The sequence below is a fragment of the Bartonella sp. P0282 genome (assembly GCF_048452985.1).
Classification (GTDB): Bacteria; Pseudomonadota; Alphaproteobacteria; order Rhizobiales; family Rhizobiaceae; genus Bartonella; species Bartonella choladocola.
The window spans coordinates 470,183-487,193 of the sequence record NZ_WTFO01000001.1; the positions used below are offsets into that span (position 1 = coordinate 470,183).

General features: G+C 44.4%; 17 protein-coding genes. 8 read left to right on the forward strand and 9 right to left on the reverse strand.

Features of this window, described 5'->3' with window-relative positions; translation table 11 throughout:
* Positions 1–19: 19 nt before the first annotated feature.
* Positions 20–1,210, forward strand: coding sequence for a DNA recombination protein RmuC (locus tag GQS64_RS02150; protein WP_198230478.1), 1,191 nt, complete (start codon positions 20–22; stop codon positions 1,208–1,210).
* A 286-nt stretch (positions 1,211–1,496) separates the two neighbouring features.
* Here GQS64_RS02150 and GQS64_RS02155 read toward each other — a convergent pair whose 3' ends face one another.
* Together GQS64_RS02155 and GQS64_RS02160 are read right to left on the reverse strand one after the other, a co-directional pair.
* Positions 1,497–3,554 carry an autotransporter outer membrane beta-barrel domain-containing protein gene (locus GQS64_RS02155; RefSeq protein WP_198230479.1) on the reverse strand — a complete coding sequence of 686 codons (2,058 nt, stop codon included), beginning with the start codon at positions 3,552–3,554 and terminating at the stop codon, positions 1,497–1,499.
* A 236-nt stretch (positions 3,555–3,790) separates the two neighbouring features.
* The gene (locus tag GQS64_RS02160; RefSeq protein WP_198230480.1) at positions 3,791–4,042 is read right to left on the reverse strand and encodes a hypothetical protein; all 252 of its coding nucleotides are present in this window, start codon (positions 4,040–4,042) and stop codon (positions 3,791–3,793) included.
* A 186-nt stretch (positions 4,043–4,228) separates the two neighbouring features.
* Between GQS64_RS02160 and GQS64_RS02165 the strand changes: the two genes are divergently transcribed.
* Positions 4,229–4,816 (forward strand): hypothetical protein, encoded by a 588-nt coding sequence (locus GQS64_RS02165; RefSeq protein ID WP_077990434.1) that lies wholly within the window; start codon positions 4,229–4,231, stop codon positions 4,814–4,816.
* A gap of 117 nt (positions 4,817–4,933) precedes the next feature.
* Here GQS64_RS02165 and GQS64_RS02170 read toward each other — a convergent pair whose 3' ends face one another.
* Entirely contained in the window at positions 4,934–5,551 is a 618-nt protein-coding gene (locus GQS64_RS02170; RefSeq protein WP_198230481.1) for a hypothetical protein, read from the reverse strand.
* Between the two features lie 470 nt (positions 5,552–6,021).
* On the opposite strand from GQS64_RS02170, the gene GQS64_RS02175 reads away from it, so the two are divergent.
* From GQS64_RS02175 to GQS64_RS02190, 4 genes are all read left to right on the forward strand, one after another.
* Positions 6,022–6,942 (forward strand): DMT family transporter, encoded by a 921-nt coding sequence (locus GQS64_RS02175; RefSeq protein ID WP_077990437.1) that lies wholly within the window; start codon positions 6,022–6,024, stop codon positions 6,940–6,942.
* 182 nt (positions 6,943–7,124) lie between these two features.
* The gene (locus GQS64_RS02180; protein ID WP_077990439.1) at positions 7,125–7,709 is read left to right on the forward strand and encodes a hypothetical protein; all 585 of its coding nucleotides are present in this window, start codon (positions 7,125–7,127) and stop codon (positions 7,707–7,709) included.
* A 252-nt stretch (positions 7,710–7,961) separates the two neighbouring features.
* Complete coding sequence (locus tag GQS64_RS02185; RefSeq protein WP_225868131.1) at positions 7,962–8,555, forward strand: DUF992 domain-containing protein; 594 nt, start codon at positions 7,962–7,964, stop codon at positions 8,553–8,555.
* A gap of 225 nt (positions 8,556–8,780) precedes the next feature.
* Entirely contained in the window at positions 8,781–9,149 is a 369-nt protein-coding gene (locus GQS64_RS02190) for a hypothetical protein (RefSeq protein WP_198230482.1), read from the forward strand.
* A gap of 8 nt (positions 9,150–9,157) precedes the next feature.
* On the opposite strand, the gene GQS64_RS02195 is transcribed toward GQS64_RS02190, so the two are convergent.
* From GQS64_RS02195 to GQS64_RS02220, 6 genes are all read right to left on the reverse strand, one after another.
* Positions 9,158–10,528, reverse strand: a complete 1,371-nt coding sequence (locus GQS64_RS02195) for a hypothetical protein (protein WP_198230483.1) — start codon at positions 10,526–10,528, stop codon at positions 9,158–9,160.
* A 326-nt stretch (positions 10,529–10,854) separates the two neighbouring features.
* Positions 10,855–12,213 (reverse strand): hypothetical protein, encoded by a 1,359-nt coding sequence (locus GQS64_RS02200; RefSeq protein WP_198230484.1) that lies wholly within the window; start codon positions 12,211–12,213, stop codon positions 10,855–10,857.
* A gap of 222 nt (positions 12,214–12,435) precedes the next feature.
* Positions 12,436–12,921, reverse strand: coding sequence for a hypothetical protein (locus tag GQS64_RS02205; RefSeq protein ID WP_077990446.1), 486 nt, complete (start codon positions 12,919–12,921; stop codon positions 12,436–12,438).
* A 34-nt stretch (positions 12,922–12,955) separates the two neighbouring features.
* On the reverse strand, positions 12,956–13,417 hold the full coding sequence (locus tag GQS64_RS02210; protein ID WP_077990448.1) for a hypothetical protein: 462 nt from the start codon (positions 13,415–13,417) through the stop codon (positions 12,956–12,958).
* 753 nt (positions 13,418–14,170) lie between these two features.
* Positions 14,171–14,419 carry a DUF1150 family protein gene (locus GQS64_RS02215; protein WP_077990449.1) on the reverse strand — a complete coding sequence of 83 codons (249 nt, stop codon included), beginning with the start codon at positions 14,417–14,419 and terminating at the stop codon, positions 14,171–14,173.
* A gap of 17 nt (positions 14,420–14,436) precedes the next feature.
* Complete coding sequence (locus tag GQS64_RS02220) at positions 14,437–14,865, reverse strand: Hsp20 family protein (protein WP_198230485.1); 429 nt, start codon at positions 14,863–14,865, stop codon at positions 14,437–14,439.
* A gap of 116 nt (positions 14,866–14,981) precedes the next feature.
* Between GQS64_RS02220 and nth the strand changes: the two genes are divergently transcribed.
* Together nth and GQS64_RS02230 are read left to right on the forward strand one after the other, a co-directional pair.
* Positions 14,982–15,722, forward strand: coding sequence for an endonuclease III (nth, locus tag GQS64_RS02225; RefSeq protein ID WP_198230486.1), 741 nt, complete (start codon positions 14,982–14,984; stop codon positions 15,720–15,722).
* 211 nt (positions 15,723–15,933) lie between these two features.
* Positions 15,934–16,986: a bifunctional transcriptional activator/DNA repair enzyme AdaA gene (locus GQS64_RS02230; RefSeq protein WP_198230874.1), complete on the forward strand. Its 1,053-nt coding sequence runs from the start codon at positions 15,934–15,936 to the stop codon at positions 16,984–16,986.
* Positions 16,987–17,011 lie beyond the last annotated feature (25 nt).

A 17,011-nucleotide genomic window follows, 5' to 3' on the forward strand; every position in this document is an offset into this window, starting at 1 on the left:
AAACCGCTAATCTTGAAAAATGTTTGATTCGACTTCACAACCTTTGCTCACAATTGCAGGTTTTGCTTTTAATCTGATGGATTGCCTGCTTGTGATCCTTGCTGCCATCCTCGTTATTCTGGTTATTACAATTATTGGCGCTAACAGGCGGCGATCGGTTCTTGATACACAGGTTGCAGAACGGGCAAGAGACGCCGAAATCCACATGAACGAACTGTTGAAAACACAAGCCGAAATGCAAGGACGCATGCAAACAATGGCCGAAATATTCGGCCGCCGTCAGGCCGAACTCAACCAGTCGATTCGTGAACAGTTGACCGGCATGAGCAATAATCTCGGCCAGACAATCAATGCCCAGACAAAATCGACACACGAAAATCTTGCCAGATTACAGGAAAGATTGGCCGTTATTGATACGGCGCAAAACAACATCCAGTCGCTTGCCGGTCAGGTTGTGCAGTTGCAGGCGATTTTGAGTAACAAACAAACCCGCGGAGCATTCGGTCAGGGCAGGATGGAAGCCATTATTTCCGATGCTTTGCCCCCCAATGCCTATGCTTTTCAAGCAACGCTTTCCAATGGCACACGGCCGGATTGTCTGGTTTTTATGCCAAATCATGCCCCGTCATTGGTTATTGACGCAAAATTTCCGCTGGAAGCGTGGAACAATATGCGCGAGGCGCCGACTCCTCAGGAAAAACAGGCTGCCGAACGCCAGTTCCAGACCGATATGGATACGCATATAAAGGCTATTTCCGGAAAATATCTTATTTCCGGAGAAACGCAGGATACAGCCTTCATGTTTGTGCCTTCGGAATCAATCTTTGCAACAATTCATGAAGATTTTGAAGGAATCGTACAAAAGGCCAATCGTGCGCATGTCATTATTGTTTCACCATCTCTTCTGATGTTATCGATTCAGGTGGTACAAGCCATTATGAAAGATGCCCGTATGCGTGAACAAGCGCATTTGATACAAAAACAAGTCGGGAGCTTGATGGAAGAGGTTGTGCGGCTCGATGATCGGGTCACCAAATTGCAAGGTCACTTTAAAAACGCTTGCAAAGATGTCGAGGATATTCTCACGACAACCGGAAAAATCAAAACTCGTGGAGACCGGATTGCACAACTCGATTTGAAAGAGCCGGATAAAACCGATATGCCATCAGCAGAGCCGGCTCCGCAACTGGGGTTGGATATTCAAAAATAGCTTTATCTTTCACGGCAATCTAGCGAGGCAAGCGGTTAGAACTCTATCGACAAAACTGCCAGAGTTTAAAAAAATCAATATAGAGAGATTTCGCCCTGTTCGGCACTGACATATCGGCACTGACATATCGGCAGTGACATATCGCCAGTGACATATCGGCAGTGACATATCGCCAGTGACGCGTATAGCGGCAATATCAAGAGGTCGCATTCAGAAGTTGCGGCATAGACAGTGATTATTCTGTGCCGCAACCTTGTATTTTATTCACGAACACCGGTTATCAGTGTTACCAACGATAGCCAACACCGACTTTACCGGAAATTTCATCACGTTTGCCGGCAACGCCTTTGACACCGGCATTGGCAACCCAGCCTTGCATTCCCTGATTTTGCTCGTATTTGCCACCGACTTCAAAGACGGCACTTGCACCGCTGAAGTCGGGCTTGTCAACGCGATAACTGTCGAGTTTGCCTTCGATCTCGCCATCAAGTTCCTGTTCCCATGCCGCACCGGCATAAAGTTTTGCCTGTTGGGTAACACTATGGTCAACTCTCGCCCCCAGATGTGTGCGGACAGAGCGGGCACTGTCGAAGCCGAGATGTTCATGAGCTTTTGATACAGTAGAGAAATCCTCTATTTCGGTCCACAACAAACGACCATTCAAAGTCAGTTTATTATCGGTCGAAATTTCAAGCTCTTTACCGCCACCGATATGGAAGCCGTAATAGTTGGAACTTTTATCATCAAAGCCGCCATTCACGATGTCACCGCTCTTGAAATCCCGTTTGACACGTCCTGCGCGTCCCGAACCGTCGATAAACCAGCCATTATCCCACGTCTGTTTGGCATAAAGGCCACCACCGGTATAACTGAAATCGCCTTTGCCATGAATTTTTTGATGGTAGGTGTCAAAATCGCCATCGCCGTGTTCGATAAAGACAGTTGCAAGAAGATTGCCTTGATCTTCATGGTAACGGATGCCGCCGCCACCCATCAAATGATAACCTTCATTCTTGATATGACTTCCTGTTTCGACTTTTTGCTTGAAACCGCTGCCTTGCAGGAAAACAACGCCTTCAACAGTCTGGCCGAATTTTTTGACATCCATCGGCAGAACATAATCGTCAATCGAAGCAATCTGGTCAGCACCATAGTTTAGAGCGTTGAGTGCTGCCGCGTTGCTCTGGAAATAGGCGTTTGCTTTAGCGCGGTTAATTGTTACCGCACCATAGTCATCGGTATAAATATTACCTTTGCCATCATCTTTTCCGATAAGACTCGGACGGGGGTCATTGTTGCCTTTTCCATCGTTCGGATTGTTGCTATCAGGTTTGGTATTTTGGTTATTCGAGTTTTCGTTATTTGAACCGTTGTTGCCGGAACCGCTATCGGTGTGCTTATCGGTATCATTTTCTTTTCCGGAATTATTATCTTTACCCGAATCACTATTGTTTCCGGATTGGTCACTTAGTCCCGAATTATCCCCCTTACCCGTTTCGTCACCGGTATTTGTAGGAGATGTCGGCCCTTTCAGCGAGGCAATCAGATTTTCTCTCTGTGTGGCAATATCAAAGTTCCAATTTTTTGCACCATTTGAAACTGTCTGTTTTGTCGTTGACGAATTTCCAATAACGTCACCATCAATCAATCTGATCTGGTCACCAGGGTTCAAACGGCGCAAATCGGTGCCGGCAAGTCTGAGCGCGACCGCGGCATTATTGATTGAAACTTTGCCATCGCCTGTCATCTTCAACAAAGAATCGCCATTTTGAATGTTTTCAGGGAGATAGAAAATTAATTTAGGAGCTGAATCGTCTGGGTTCGGATCTTTTGAATTTGGATCTTTTGGTTTTGAATCTAAAATCAGATCTTTGTTAATCCAAAATTTTGCAGGTTGAATAACAGCGCTGTCGTCTTCACCTTCGGTGCTTGGGCCCTCTACTTTATTTCCGATTGTCAATGACGAAATAAAATAGTCGCCATTTCCGGTGATAGTTACTTTGCGTCCCATGCCGATTTTCAGATTGCCTAATTTGACACCATCGTTATTATTGCTGGTCCAAGTTTTGGTATTAGCCAGATTGATAATCGCATCGCCTTTTGTCGCGTCAAATTCACCGGTTCTGAATAAAAGTTGTCCATCATTGCGTTCAAGATGTATCGTCGCTTCTTTGTCCGCACCTACGATAATTTTATCCGTCGTAAAACCGACATTACCCCCCTTGCTTTTTTGATTATCGGAACCACCGGCACGGCCACTCGTCAGGCTTATAGTATTATTGATAGTAATTTTTCTATTGTCACCGGTTAGCGTCGCGTCGCCGCCGTCTCCGCCGATACCCAAAGCACCTGTTGTGTTGTCTTGATCTCGTCCTGGTTCGCCACCGTTACCGGCTTCAAGAATAATACTTTCAACTGTTATATCTTTTGTTAATTCGGCGCTGATTTTGCCGCCTTGTCCGCCTGAACCATCACGTTTTTCATCTTCAAAACCTGTTATAGAAGGGGATACTGAAACGCCTAGCGTGTCCGCCTCTTCCGAAGTCAGACCGTTTTTCCCAGATATGCTGTCAGAGCCGCCTAATCCGCCTTTGCCGCCGTTTGGTTCGGTTCCGGAACTACCGTAATTTGGAACGTCAGGTTTAGACCACCCGCACCATTGCCACCAAGTCCCGTTAGCGACCCGCCACCACCGCCACCACCGGAAAGATAAACCGATTGTGCCATAACAGGTTGAATAGCTGTCAGGGAAAGAATGCTAATTCCCAAAGTTCCTGCGAGTGCCGTAGCCCCCAAACCATTCGTGTGAACTTTCAGATTGAAGCACTTCATGAGAAATGTCCTTAAATTGAGTAGAATTTTGGGACAATTCTCATTTTCAAGTCTAAATAAATAGTTGCAATGGGTGTCGGTGATGCTCGTTAACGGCGAGAAATCTGGAATTATAGTTAACAAACATCTTAACAATCTGTTAAGACGACCACTATATCCTCGTTAGTTAAAACAGAGGTATTTATCATGAAGCGCATAGTGTTTCTCGTGGCGCTCGTAACGGTGTTGGGTGGTTGCGCATCAAAAGTTCCCACGCACACAAGTAATGTTTGCGCCGTTTTTGACCAAAAGGACGGTTTTTTCAATAATTGGGAAAAATCGGCCAAAAAGGCAGAAAGCCGTTACGGTATACCGATGCCGATTATCATGGCAACGATGAATACCGAATCCGGCTACAAACATAATGCCCGTCCGCCGCGCAAAAAACTGTTCGGCTTTATTCCATGGAAGCGTCGGTCTTCAGCCTATGGATATTCACAAGCTCTTGACGGAACATGGGAGCATTATATCCGTGCGACGGGCAATCGTGGAGCAAAGCGCACCAATTTTGCCGATGCTGCCGATTTTATCGGCTGGTATCATAGTCAAAGTGTAAGACTTAACGGCATCAACCCTAACAATGCTTATGCACTCTATCTCAATTATTATATGGGACATAGTGCTTATGCGCGGACCGGTGGTCGGGCAAGCGGAGCTATTTTGTCGGCGGCAGAGCGAACCGACCAGATGGCACGTCGTTATGACCAGCAATTGCGCCGGTGTGGCCGTCGCTGAAACCACTTCTTATATAATAAGACCGATCTTGGTAAACGGCTTTAAAAAATATGGCGCATGATTCATCACAATCATGCGCCTTTTGGCATAAAGGAGAGAGAAAAAGACTTCAGAGATTTATTTATATTTTTTCATTTCCAGTTTATGGCGGGCAATTGCAGCATTGCGATATTTATCAAGTTCGTTAATTAATTTATCGCGATTGGTTTCAAGCCGGAAATTGAAGCCGGAAATCATCAATTTCTTTTTCACTTTATCATAATACGAACCGCCGCGACATTTCGCGTTTTCTTCGGGCAAAAATTTATCGTCGATCAAAAATTCCATGCCGACCGCAATATTCATCGAATTGCTTTTTGAGGAGTTGATCTGGAAATCTGTTATACCACGCCACGGAACAGGAGTTTTGAAGACTGTGGTTTCCAAACCCTCTGGTGTCAGCACCATATAGGGTATGCGCCGGCGTATCATTGTCCGGATGAGAATGATAAATAATAAAATTGCCAAAGCTCCCAGAATGACCATTGTCATCATTTTGCCTATTTGAAAATTCTGGTAGGCGGTGCCGATCAGGGCTATTCCCAGAACAAGAAAAGCAAGCGGTATGAATACACCACCTTCCCATACGGGTATTTGACTATTTGCCTCATTGATGATGGCTTTCAGGCTTTTTTCATCGTTGGGAAGTTTGACATCGCTTATAAGATGGGTTTCTTCGAGTTTTTTATCGGCCATTTTTTTCTCCCGATCTTGAAGCTGAAAATGATGCGATCATTGGTGGACGTTAAATGAAATGTTGCTTTATCATTTTATACGACGATGAGCATAAGTTTATAAAGCGATCTGTCATTATTTACTATAATTTTATAGGCTGGGGTGATTGATTATCCGGCCGTGTCTTCCGGAATTCATCATAAACGATAGCAGGACGTATAAATTTCCGATTTAAGCACTATATAGATTTCAGACGTTTCACCTTTTGACATTGTTATCTGTTTTGAAAAAATGTCATCAGGTCTACCGTGATTTATGAAGATTTATTTTGGTCAGGAAGCGCTGTTAAACAAGTTTCCGACATTACCGGTTTATAGTCTGCCTGCTTATTGTAAGCGGAGAAAATGCAATGGACAAAATTTTACTTATCTGTCAATTCTGCTTTCCGATCTGTGATTCCTTGAATGACTTATAATGCGTGAGACAATCCTATGAATTGGTTCAAAGCGGTGAAAATGTCCGATCACATTGTGCTTGTCGGCATATTATTGATGTTGTTGGGCGACTTCATGTTTGCTGCCAATGATGCCATGGGCAAGTGGCTGGTGGCAACATTTTCGGTGGGACAAGTTCTTTTATTACGCTCGATTGGCGCATTTCTGATTTTAGGGCCGATGCTTACGACCGTCTCGACGAACGATTTGTTCAAACCAAAAAAACCTTTTCTTATTTTTCTGCGTGTAATTTTCGCAACAATGGATACAGGGCTGTTTTACGCAGCCGTGGCTTATTTGCCGTTGGCAGACGTTGTTACGTTTTATATGGCAGGACCCATTTATGTGGCGGCGGTTTCGCACTTTTTCCTGAACGAGCGCATTGGATGGCGGCGTTGTCTTGCGATTTTTGTCGGTTTTATCGGGGTTATTATCGCTCTTCGTCCATCGTCAGCCATGCTTTCATGGCCGTCAATTTTTGCGCTTCTCGGCAGTTTCGGTTTTTCGATGGTCATTGTTTTCAGCCGCGTGTTAAAAGATATTTCCGATACGGTGCTTGTTACCTGGCAAACAATAGGAGCCCTTATCGTCGGTCTGGTTCTGACGATCGCCCACTGGAGGGAACCGACAATGTTGCAATGGGGTGCTATGGCGCTCCTCGGTATAGTTTCCTGCTGTGGCCATCTTTTAATAGCAAGGTCGTTGAAGCTTGCTCCGGCTTCCGTATTGGCTCCGTTGCAATACACACTTTTGCTTTGGGGCATTATCTTCGGGATTATGTTTTTCAACAATTATCCGGATCGCTATATTATCATCGGAGCAGCTATTATCATTGTTGCGGGGCTGTTTATTTTCCATCGCAAGCAGGTGGTCGATCATAAAATACCGAAAGAAGATATTGCCCGAATCAAACAGTGAACCACCTTTATGGTTTGGCAATGAAACGGGAAGTTTTTCCAACATTGCCAAGAATTAATGAAAGATCGTAGAGTTGCTCGATTTTTACCGTAATTTTGCCTTTTTGTGTGGCCAGATTATTGGTTAAGCAATATGTTTAATAACGGTAATTCTATTACTTGTTCTATAAAAGGGAGTGTAAAATGAAAAAATTACTGCTTGCTTCAGTAGTTGCTTCGTCATTGCTTGCACCTGCTGTCGTTTCTTCTGCTTTGGCAGAACCGACACCACCACCTCCACATGGCCAACATAATCCTAAACCGCCCCATCATCCGAAGGGGCCAGATGATAAAGGGCCAAAAGGACCTGAAAAAGGGCCGGGGCATTTTAAAGGACCACATGCAGGCATGCATATGGCAGAAAAGCTTTCCGCTATGGAAACGGCTGTCGGCATTCGTTCAAACCAGTTGGATGCTTGGCGCAAATACACATCAAGTCTGGTTGATCTTGTAGATGTCACTCCCCCGCCGCCACCCGCACCCGATGCAAAACCGGATCCCGATGCTGTAAAACCGATTTTTGGCGAACCGATTGCAGACAGAACACTTGATCGCGCTGAAAAAGCCAAGAAATTCAAAGCTGCCGCAGGTGAATTGCGTAAAGTTCTGGATGCTGACCAATTACAGAAACTGGAACGTTATGCTTTGCCTCATCCGGGTCCGAAAGAAGGTCCGGAAGGTCCGAAGGGGCCGGATGCACCGGAACCTCCGGCAGAGCCGCATCCTTGATAAATGGGCTAAACAGATTTTAGTCACAAAGATTGAAGAGTTCAGAAACCCCGCTCGCAAGGTCGGGGTTTTTCTTTTTGCTCGTGCTCTCTCATCCTTGATTTTCCAGAAAAACGTTTATTTAAGTTCACACCTTTGTAATAATTTATTAAAACATTTCAGTTTCGGCGCGTGATGCCCTATATTTCAGTCGAAACTACGTTTTGTAACTTTCGTTGTTGAACGGATTTAGCGTTTTAGGAAGGAACGTAAATGATGAAACATCAGAAAACACTCTTGGCATCCTTGGCATTTGCAGCTACAGCGCTTTTATCTTTGCAAACACAAGCCGGTGCAACAGGTCTCGTTTCGGGCACACTCACTTGCGATAGCAAAGGCGGAATCGGGCAGTTTGTAAGCTCTTCAAAAGAGCTTAATTGCGAATTTATCCCGATTAGTGGCCATTCGATCAACGATCATTATGTCGGTCGTATTGAAAATTACGGTCTTGATCTTGGCGTAACAGGCCGCACGAAAATGACCTGGTGGGTTCTTGCAACTTCTCCCAATGCCCATTCCAATGGTTCTTTAGCAGGAAATTATGGTGGCGTCGGTTCAAGCATCAGTCTGGCAGCAGGTGCCGGCAGCCAGCTTCTCGGCTTTGGTCCTGCCAACGGACTTACGCTCCAGCCATTAAGTGTTGATGCACATGAAGGGTTGAACCTTGCTCTTGGCGTATCGAAATTGTCGCTGGCTCCTGCCTATACAGCGCAGCATGCAGTTTATCACCACAAGAAAGCAGTTGCCCATCATAAGAAGGCCAATGTTCATCACAAAAAGGCAAATGCTCATCACAAAAACCGCTGATAGAGGTGAAAGCCTTGCGAATTGCGAAGCGATAACAATATAGGTGCAACGCAGGAAAGGCTATTTCACGCTTTAGAATGTGAATTTTCTTTCATTTTTTAAAGATTTTTCAGCTTTTGATTTCGATTCGGCCGGTGAACTTCACCGGCCGTCTTTTTTATGATCCATCCTCGCACAAGTTTTGCCGTTTAAAAGAGCATTATAAATGCTGCGAGGTAGATAAAGATGGTCAAACTTGATCTTTATGAAAATGATAATTTTGGAAACCCGATTATTTATGACGATGCGGATTCTTCCGCTATTCATCGTGAAAAGAAAGAAAACGCCGCTTGTTTAACGGCACTCGCTTTTTGCGTACCACTTTTCATGATTGCGGGACTCTACGGTTTGTCCGATTTGATTGTTTTTATCAAAACCGGAGTTTTCCATCTGACAACAATGGCCGAGATGTTCATGCTTACACAAGGACCGGTCAATGAAACCGGATGGGTGAGTGAAATACTGGGTAGATTGCCAGTCGCAATCATATTTTTTCTTTTAGGTGTTTTTGTACCGTTTGCAATTCTTGAACTTTTTTTCAAATTGGAAAAATAGGAATTTTGTCAATGTGATGCTGAAGGACAGTTGGCCATAACAAAACGGGCAGATTGTTTAAGCCCCGGCATATCGGAAAACTCGATTTTGAAAATGCCGTTCAAAGCATCCGGTGCATTATCTCCTCTCAGAAATGGTGCGTCGACATGCCAATCTTGCAACGGATTTTTAGGAAGTTCGACCGTGTAAACCACGCGTCCATCGGATAAATTGGCTTGTAGATTGCTGATATTTACCGGCATTCCCCAGACATTCAATGTCGAGACAGTCTGCTGATATGTCTCGTAATTTTGAGCGCTGTAGCGTGTTGGTGCACTTATTTCCAAAAACATCGTTTTATGACTGTCACAATAAAGCCGTGCCGAAGTTTTTTTGTCATTGCTTGATGCAATCGCAACGAGCGCGTTATTTGTCGGGACGAGTTGCCATTGTCCGATAATGTCCGGTGAAAAATCAATATTATAGTTTTGTATTTCATCGCTTGAAAAAGCATGGGGATTGGCATTGTCCCAATTCAAAAATGCGATCAACGGGTTAAATCCCATTTCCTGGGAATAATCTGCAATATAGGCAATGTCGGCCAGTTGTTGTTGGCGCACACTGACTTCCTGACCCGAAGATGTACCAGCACCGTCAAGTGGCGGGCGATAGGTGCGCAATTCCAATTTTCCATTGCCTACATTTCGTGCCCGCCCGCCGAGAAAGGCCCAAACGCAAGCTTCACGGCAAATTCCTTCAACGCGTTCCGAGGTTGTTTTATTTTCGCTGTTTTCTTTAGCGGCATTGTTGTTATTGTTCTCGTTGTTTCCCGCATTGGCGGTACCATCCCCACTGTGGTTTTCGGCGGCTTTATCCTCAACCGGTTTTACAATCGTTTCGCCGATTGTTGTATCGAAATGATGTTTTCTAATCTCTCTTCCCAAAGCGATTGCCGCCAGAATATCCCCACCATCGGAATGAAAGGAAACTAGCAAATCATCTGGAGATGAAAGAGGATCGCCAAGACCGTTATCGTCAAGAAAACGGTTAAAAAGTGCAGGCGTATCGGGAACGATGTTCCCTTCGGCACTGATCCAGCGACATGTCGGACATTGACCATCAGCAATTTTGTGAAGTGTAAAAGCCATGGGCTTTCCCGGCGGCTCGGTCATTGTATTTTGTGTCGCAGATTGATTTTCAGTTGCCTGATTATTCTCGTCCTTCTGATTATTTTCGCTCTTTTGGTCGTTCCCGTTCTTTTGGTTATTCTCGCTGTTTATTGCTTCGGTTGTGCTTTCGGTGCGCGAGTTTGTCGGCTGGTCATTGTCGGGAACTGCCTGCCCATTGGCGAGCGAGCAAAAGGGAAGACAAAAAATGAACGCAGCCACAATAGGTTTCATAAACACCACTCCGCCCGGCAATTTTAATAATCTTGATGAATAACTTGATAATTTGTACCACCGGCGACCGTGTTCTGCAATGTGCAGCAAGGATGAGACGCAAGCTTCATCGCTGAATAACCGGAATTATCACCAATTATGAAGTTAAACAGCCATTCATTCCCATTTCTGTGTCTTAACCGGTCAATTTGACCAATCAGTCAATTTCCCCAACCATTTGAATCAAGTCAGGCTGACGGTGGCATTTATCTGACAAGATTTGAAGATAAGGATCTAATGACGAGACGGGATTTTCTTTGTTGCCGGTTTTAAACCGGTGCAAGTTTCTAACGATTTCCCGACGTGGTTACAATCTGTTTGCAGAGGCTCAAAACGTAAAATCCGAAGGCCGAACACGGCGCGAGAAGGAGCATGGACCAGTCGATAAAGTTAAAAATAATGCCGAAATTGACGCCAAGATAACTAATCGGCAAAAACAGGCTGCAAAGAGCACAGATGAAAGCTGCAAAAAATACCGAAGTGAAGTTGATTTGTTGCGAGATGAAAGCGATCGCACCGACACAGCCGGAAAACACCAAACCTGCATTGATGTAGGCAAGCGGAAGGCTTGCGGTAAAAAACGAAACCGGTGGAAGTGAAAAGAGCAATGCGCGCCATAAAATTGTTCCCGATTGCCATACCGGCGGGGCACAGACAAAAAAGATGAAGAATACGAATATAGCAAAAAAGCTTCGGCTACCGTGATGGAAACGCGGTGAAGGTCGAACGATTGTCTGATAGCGTTTTCCGTTAAATGGTACGCCCAGCAAATATAAAAGTCCGCCGCCAATGATCGTGAGACTGATAGCCGTTATAAGATAAACTGCCAAAACATAAAATCCGGTTTCCTGCCAATCGGATTTTGTCACGAAAATACTGTCGGTAATCCAGAAAATCAAAGAAATGGCGATTGTTACAATAAAAAGCCAACGCCATGTGAGCGAGCCTTGAAGGCGTAATCTGCGCACGCCGCAAAAGACAGTAAGGCTTACGAGCATGAGTCCGGCCGTATTGATTTCGCCCGAAACCGACCCGCGTGCTCCAAGATAGCTCAAACTGTCACCCGCCATAATCCATAATGTAATGATGATATAAAGTACGGGGCCATAAATGGCATAAACAATTGCAAGTTTCACCGCATCGACAAGGCGCGGACGTTCCATTTCCTTATAGCGACGGTTAAGGCCACTCGAATTCAGGATGAGCCAGAATACTAGACCGGCGAAAAACCAGGCTATCACCCAATAGAAAAAGGATTCATTGGAAATGCCGACATTGGCGAGAAGTTCGGGGAAAAATGTCTTCATGGCGCGAATGGAACCGTCGAAAACAAGCGCCATGATTATCGAAGTGATTAAAGAAAAACGCAGAGAAATACTTCCCCAGCTTGCGCTTCTCAAAGCAAGGATGACAGCAATCATACAAGCGGTCATAAAACTTGGAAGATAAATTTGGTAAGGCCTGAAAAAAGCTACGGTTAATGAGAACCCGAATGTTTTAAACCAGCCACCAAAAAGCAGGAAAAAAAACGACCATGCTGTAGGTAAAATAATAATGGCCGCAACAGCCACAAGCAAAGACTGGAGAATGCGGGCTTGCAAAAAACCGACGGAATGGAATTTTATGTCGGCTTTCTTACCAATCAAGATAAATATCCTTTTTTCTTCTTCCCGTTATCAGAGATGGCACAAGTTTTTCTACCCATTCGAGTTTTCTTTTTGGCAAGGTAACAGGAAAACGGTTTTTACGCGGTTTCCGGAGCCTCCGGTGTTCCAAATATTAGTGTGTCACTTTTGTCACTGTCGATATGTGGGGCTATTATAAATCAATAACGGGTTTCTTATAAAGTATGGGCCGGTTGGCTCAAATCAATCAACAACAGGTTTATCAAGTCTGAAACCGGTTGCAAGAATCCAGCAAACCCAGCCGACAAAGATCCATTGGATAAAGCCATAAGAAAGGTTGCGAAGAATATTTTCACTCGTCATATGCTGCATATAGGGGCGGGACATAATAATGTAGAATATTTCAACGCAAAGACTGACCAGAATTGTACGCCAGATAGCAGACGAAAGAGAAAGACCTAATCCCCGTGAAGGCGGGAGAGAACAAAATACACCACTTAAAAACACCGACGGCATATAATAGGAATATCCGGCCAAAAGTTTCGGGCAGGCATCATCACTAAAAACATCGAAAATTTCGACAAGCAAATTTGAACCGCCTACCCAAGGATGAAGAAGATAAGTTCCTACTATTGTTTGAACGGCCGGTCCCAGCACCAGAAAAATTGTAATAATGCCAAACCCACGCATAGGGTAGCTATAAAGAGTTGATTTATTACGATCTGTCATAACGTTCACAAGTCATTGCTTTGATAAATGACTTTTAAGGTCTCGTTCCGGTGTGTGCAAGCCAATAAATACAATAGACAAGATAAGCAAAAAAGATCGGCAAAATTATATAGAGGAATGGTGTGAGCAACACATAGACAAGAATAGAGCCGAGCGGCAACGTAACACGTGCAAGATTAAGATAAAATGCAATCGAAATAGCACCCACCAAATAAATTGCCACGGAATAGGACAGAACAAAAACGAGCGGCAGCTTTTTCAACTGGTAAAGATAGACTGCCGGAAAAATTGAAAAAACAGCGGCAAACAATAGATTTTCGGCAAAGAACAGAGCGAACGCCACAACACCGTTGAAATTTTCCATCATCGCAAGGATGAAACGATCATTGAAAAACCGTGAATATAGAAAATAATTTGTCAAATAGCGACAAACGAATAATCCTATACCCCCGACGAGCGAAAAAATAAGAAAAGCTTTAATTGCCTGACTGCGCAAGACCGATCCCCCTGCTCGCATATGTGATGCTCATAAAGTACCTTTCTTATGAACATAAACGAGTAATATATTAAAAGTTGTTAACAACGATTATGCTTTCGTAATTTTTTACAATAAATCTATCAGTTAACGTCAAAACTCTTAATTTTTTTAAATTTAAACTATTTAATTAGATATTTAAAGTTAAAAAGAAATAGATAACGTAAATTTAAATATTTATTGGCAAACCGGTTATAAATATAATTCTTGAAACCTAAATTTTAAATTTTGAACGATAGCGAAAAATTTATAGTTATTGAATTTACGAGATATAAAATTTTCCAAAAACATTCATTATTAAGTTTGAAAATAGAAGGCATAAATTTTTAAAAAATATAAACATATTATTAATAATTTAAAATCGGCAGGTGAGACTGATAATGCAGTTACCGGCATTTTTATGCGCGCATTTAAAAACAAGCGGGTCTTTTAAATAATATATAATTGGAAACGTGTATCAAATACCGGATATATCGGTTTACTTGAGGTGGCAGCTTATCTTTTTAAAATTTCCTCACGAAAAGGAACACGAAAAGGAAAATGAAAACGGCTGCTCACCGACCCCGAAGAGAAGGCGATTTTAACTCGTCAACGCTGTTGAATAACACCCGCGCCCGTTCGGGGAATGGCAAATACCCCTTTTATCCGGTGGCTCCGGAAAAGGGATTAGCTCCGCATAGGACAAGTATCATATCCTCATGCGAAGCATTATGATTATTGTAATGTAACGGTTTTCAATTCCTGATCGTTAGCGCCTTCAAGGGCTTTGGCGCGAACATCGGAAAGAATAATGGGTTCACCGCCGGCACCGAACAGTCCCCAAAGAGAAATTCCCGGTGTCATTGGCGGCATATTCGGAAATTTTTTGCTTAATTCATCGGTCCGGATTTTGCGCAGATAAGCGATCTCGCCTTCTCCGAGTAAGGCAAATTCTTGCATAGACAAAGATTTTTCGTTTTTCATTTTGTTCTCCTGTCGCATTACTCGTCTTCAATGGCACTGATCGTAATGCGTTTGACGCGCTTCTCGGGGGCTGGTCGTTCAAGATCTATTGAAAGTAGACCATTTTTAAGCTCTGCGGCTCCCACCTTTATACCATCCGCCAGCACAAACGCCCGCTGGAATTGACGTGAAGCAATACCCCTATGCAGATATTCAAAATCCTCATCGTCGGTTTGCCGCCCGCGGATAATCAATTGATTATCTTCTACTGTTACATCAAGGTCTTCCGGCGTAAAACCGGCAACTGCCAATGTAATTCGCAGCCGTTCGTTTGGTTCCTCACCGGACAAACGCACAATGTTAAAAGGAGGATAACCCTCGCCCGACTTGCTTAAACGGTCGAGCGTTTTTTCCATTGTTTCAAAGCCTAACAGCAACGGGTTGGAAAATGGTGTCATGCGTGTCATAAGGTAGCCCTCTTTGAAGCGACTATTAAACAGAAAACCCGTTTTGGCATTTTCTGTCATTAGCTATTATATGGAAAGTCGAACAACGAACTTCAAGATAGGGGCTTTAAAAGGTTATGACGGGCGCAAGGGCTAGAAACCGGAAAGCAGAAACAGTAAAGGGAAGCGCCTATACGGACGAAGAAATCGAAGAAATTTTTCGCCGGTTTTCGGTTCAGCGACCAAATCCCAGAAGCGATCTTATCTATGAAAGCCCGTTCACTTTGCTTGTGGCAGTGGTTTTGTCTGCACAAGCAACAGACGCAAGCGTAAACAAGGCAACAAAGCCGCTTTTTGCTGTTGCCGATACAGCAGAAAAGATGGAGTCTCTCGGAGAAGACGGCATCGCCCGCTATATTCGCACGATCGGTCTATGGCGGGCAAAAGCCAAAAATGTCTATGCGCTTTCAAAAATATTGAACGAAAAATACGACGGTAAAGTGCCTGATACCAGAGAAGCGCTGATGGCACTTCCAGGTGTCGGACGCAAAACGGCAAATGTTGTCCTTAATGTTGCTTTCAACCAGCCGACAATGGCCGTCGACACCCATATTTTCCGGTTTTGTAACCGGACAGAACTGGCACCGGGAAAAACGCCCGAAGAGGTAGAAAAGAAACTTGTCAAAATAATACCCGAAAAATATATGGCTCACGCCCATCATTGGCTGATTTTACATGGTCGTTACATCTGTAAAGCCCGTAAACCGGATTGTGTGCATTGTATTATTGCCGATATTTGCAAGGCAGCCATTAAGACAAGTTCTATTCCCGCATCGCTTGTTGAAGTGAAAGGCAATGGTGCTCCGGTTCCCCTTTAACGGAAAAAGGTTAATCCGGTTTGCGGAAATCCGGATAGCCAATGAAATGAAAGACAAAAATTATACTTTGTCGGAATAGCAGGATCGGCATTGTTGGAAAGTCTAGTGAAATGATAGACAGCCCTGATCGGCTATGGGGGGGTAACTTTTATAAAAATGTGTGCCCGATTTTCGGCGCACAATTGTTTTTTTTGGGCTTATATAAATGGCCATGACACTTCTAACCAATAATACAGACCAGCTTTATGAAGCTCTGATAAACCGCGATCGCTCCTATGACGGGCATGTTTTTGTCTGCGTGACAACGACAGGTATTTTTTGTCGGCTGTCGTGTCCGGCGCGAAAGCCCAAGCGGGGAAATGTTTTTTTCTGTGACAGTGCGGCTGCATGTCTCGAAGAAGGCTATCGGCCTTGCCAGAAATGCCACCCGCTGGAAGCAGGCGGCCACGTTGATCCGCTTTTTCGTCATTTGATGGCAAGACTTGATGAAAATCCCGATCACATATGGTCGGAAGACGATATTGTACGATTGGGATTTGACCCTTCCACTGTGCGGCGCATTTTCAAGCGACGTATAGGCATGACATTTCTGGAATTGGCACGCTTGAAAAGAGCAAGCCGTGGTGCAGAGCTGCTTTCCCACGGTCAACCGGTGATTGAAGCACAACTTTCCGCCGGTTACGATTCCGGCAGCGGTTTTCGCGAGGCAATTCTCAAGCTCATCGGTCATCCACCAAAAGCCATACAAAACCGCACTCTTTTAAAAGCGGCATGGATTGAAACGCCGATCGGTGAAATGCTTGCCGTCAGTGATCAACATGTCTTGCATCTCTTGGAGTTTTTCGACCGCAAGGGGCTGTTGACCGAACTTAAAAAATTGCAGGCAGTGACCCGCTCTTCCATCAGTTTTGAAAGAACCACTGTCATCGACAAGGTAGAAGCCGAATTGGGCGATTATTATCAGGGAAAAAGCTGCCATTTTGAAACACCGCTTGCCAAAGTTGCAGGTGGTTTTGCCCCCCTTGTGTGGGAGGCTTTGCGTCAAATACCGGCAGGAGAAACACGCTCTTACAGTGAATTGGCGCGCGCATTGGATAGACCTACCGCAGTGCGGGCGGTGGCACGGGCTAACGGGCAAAACCAGATTGCCATTATTATCCCCTGTCATCGGGTGATCGGGGCGGATGGTACGCTTACCGGTTATGCTGGGGGTTTATGGCGCAAAGACTGGCTTTTACGCCATGAAAAAAAGTATTTTGCATAAAAGTCTGCTTGCTATTTTTGAGGCC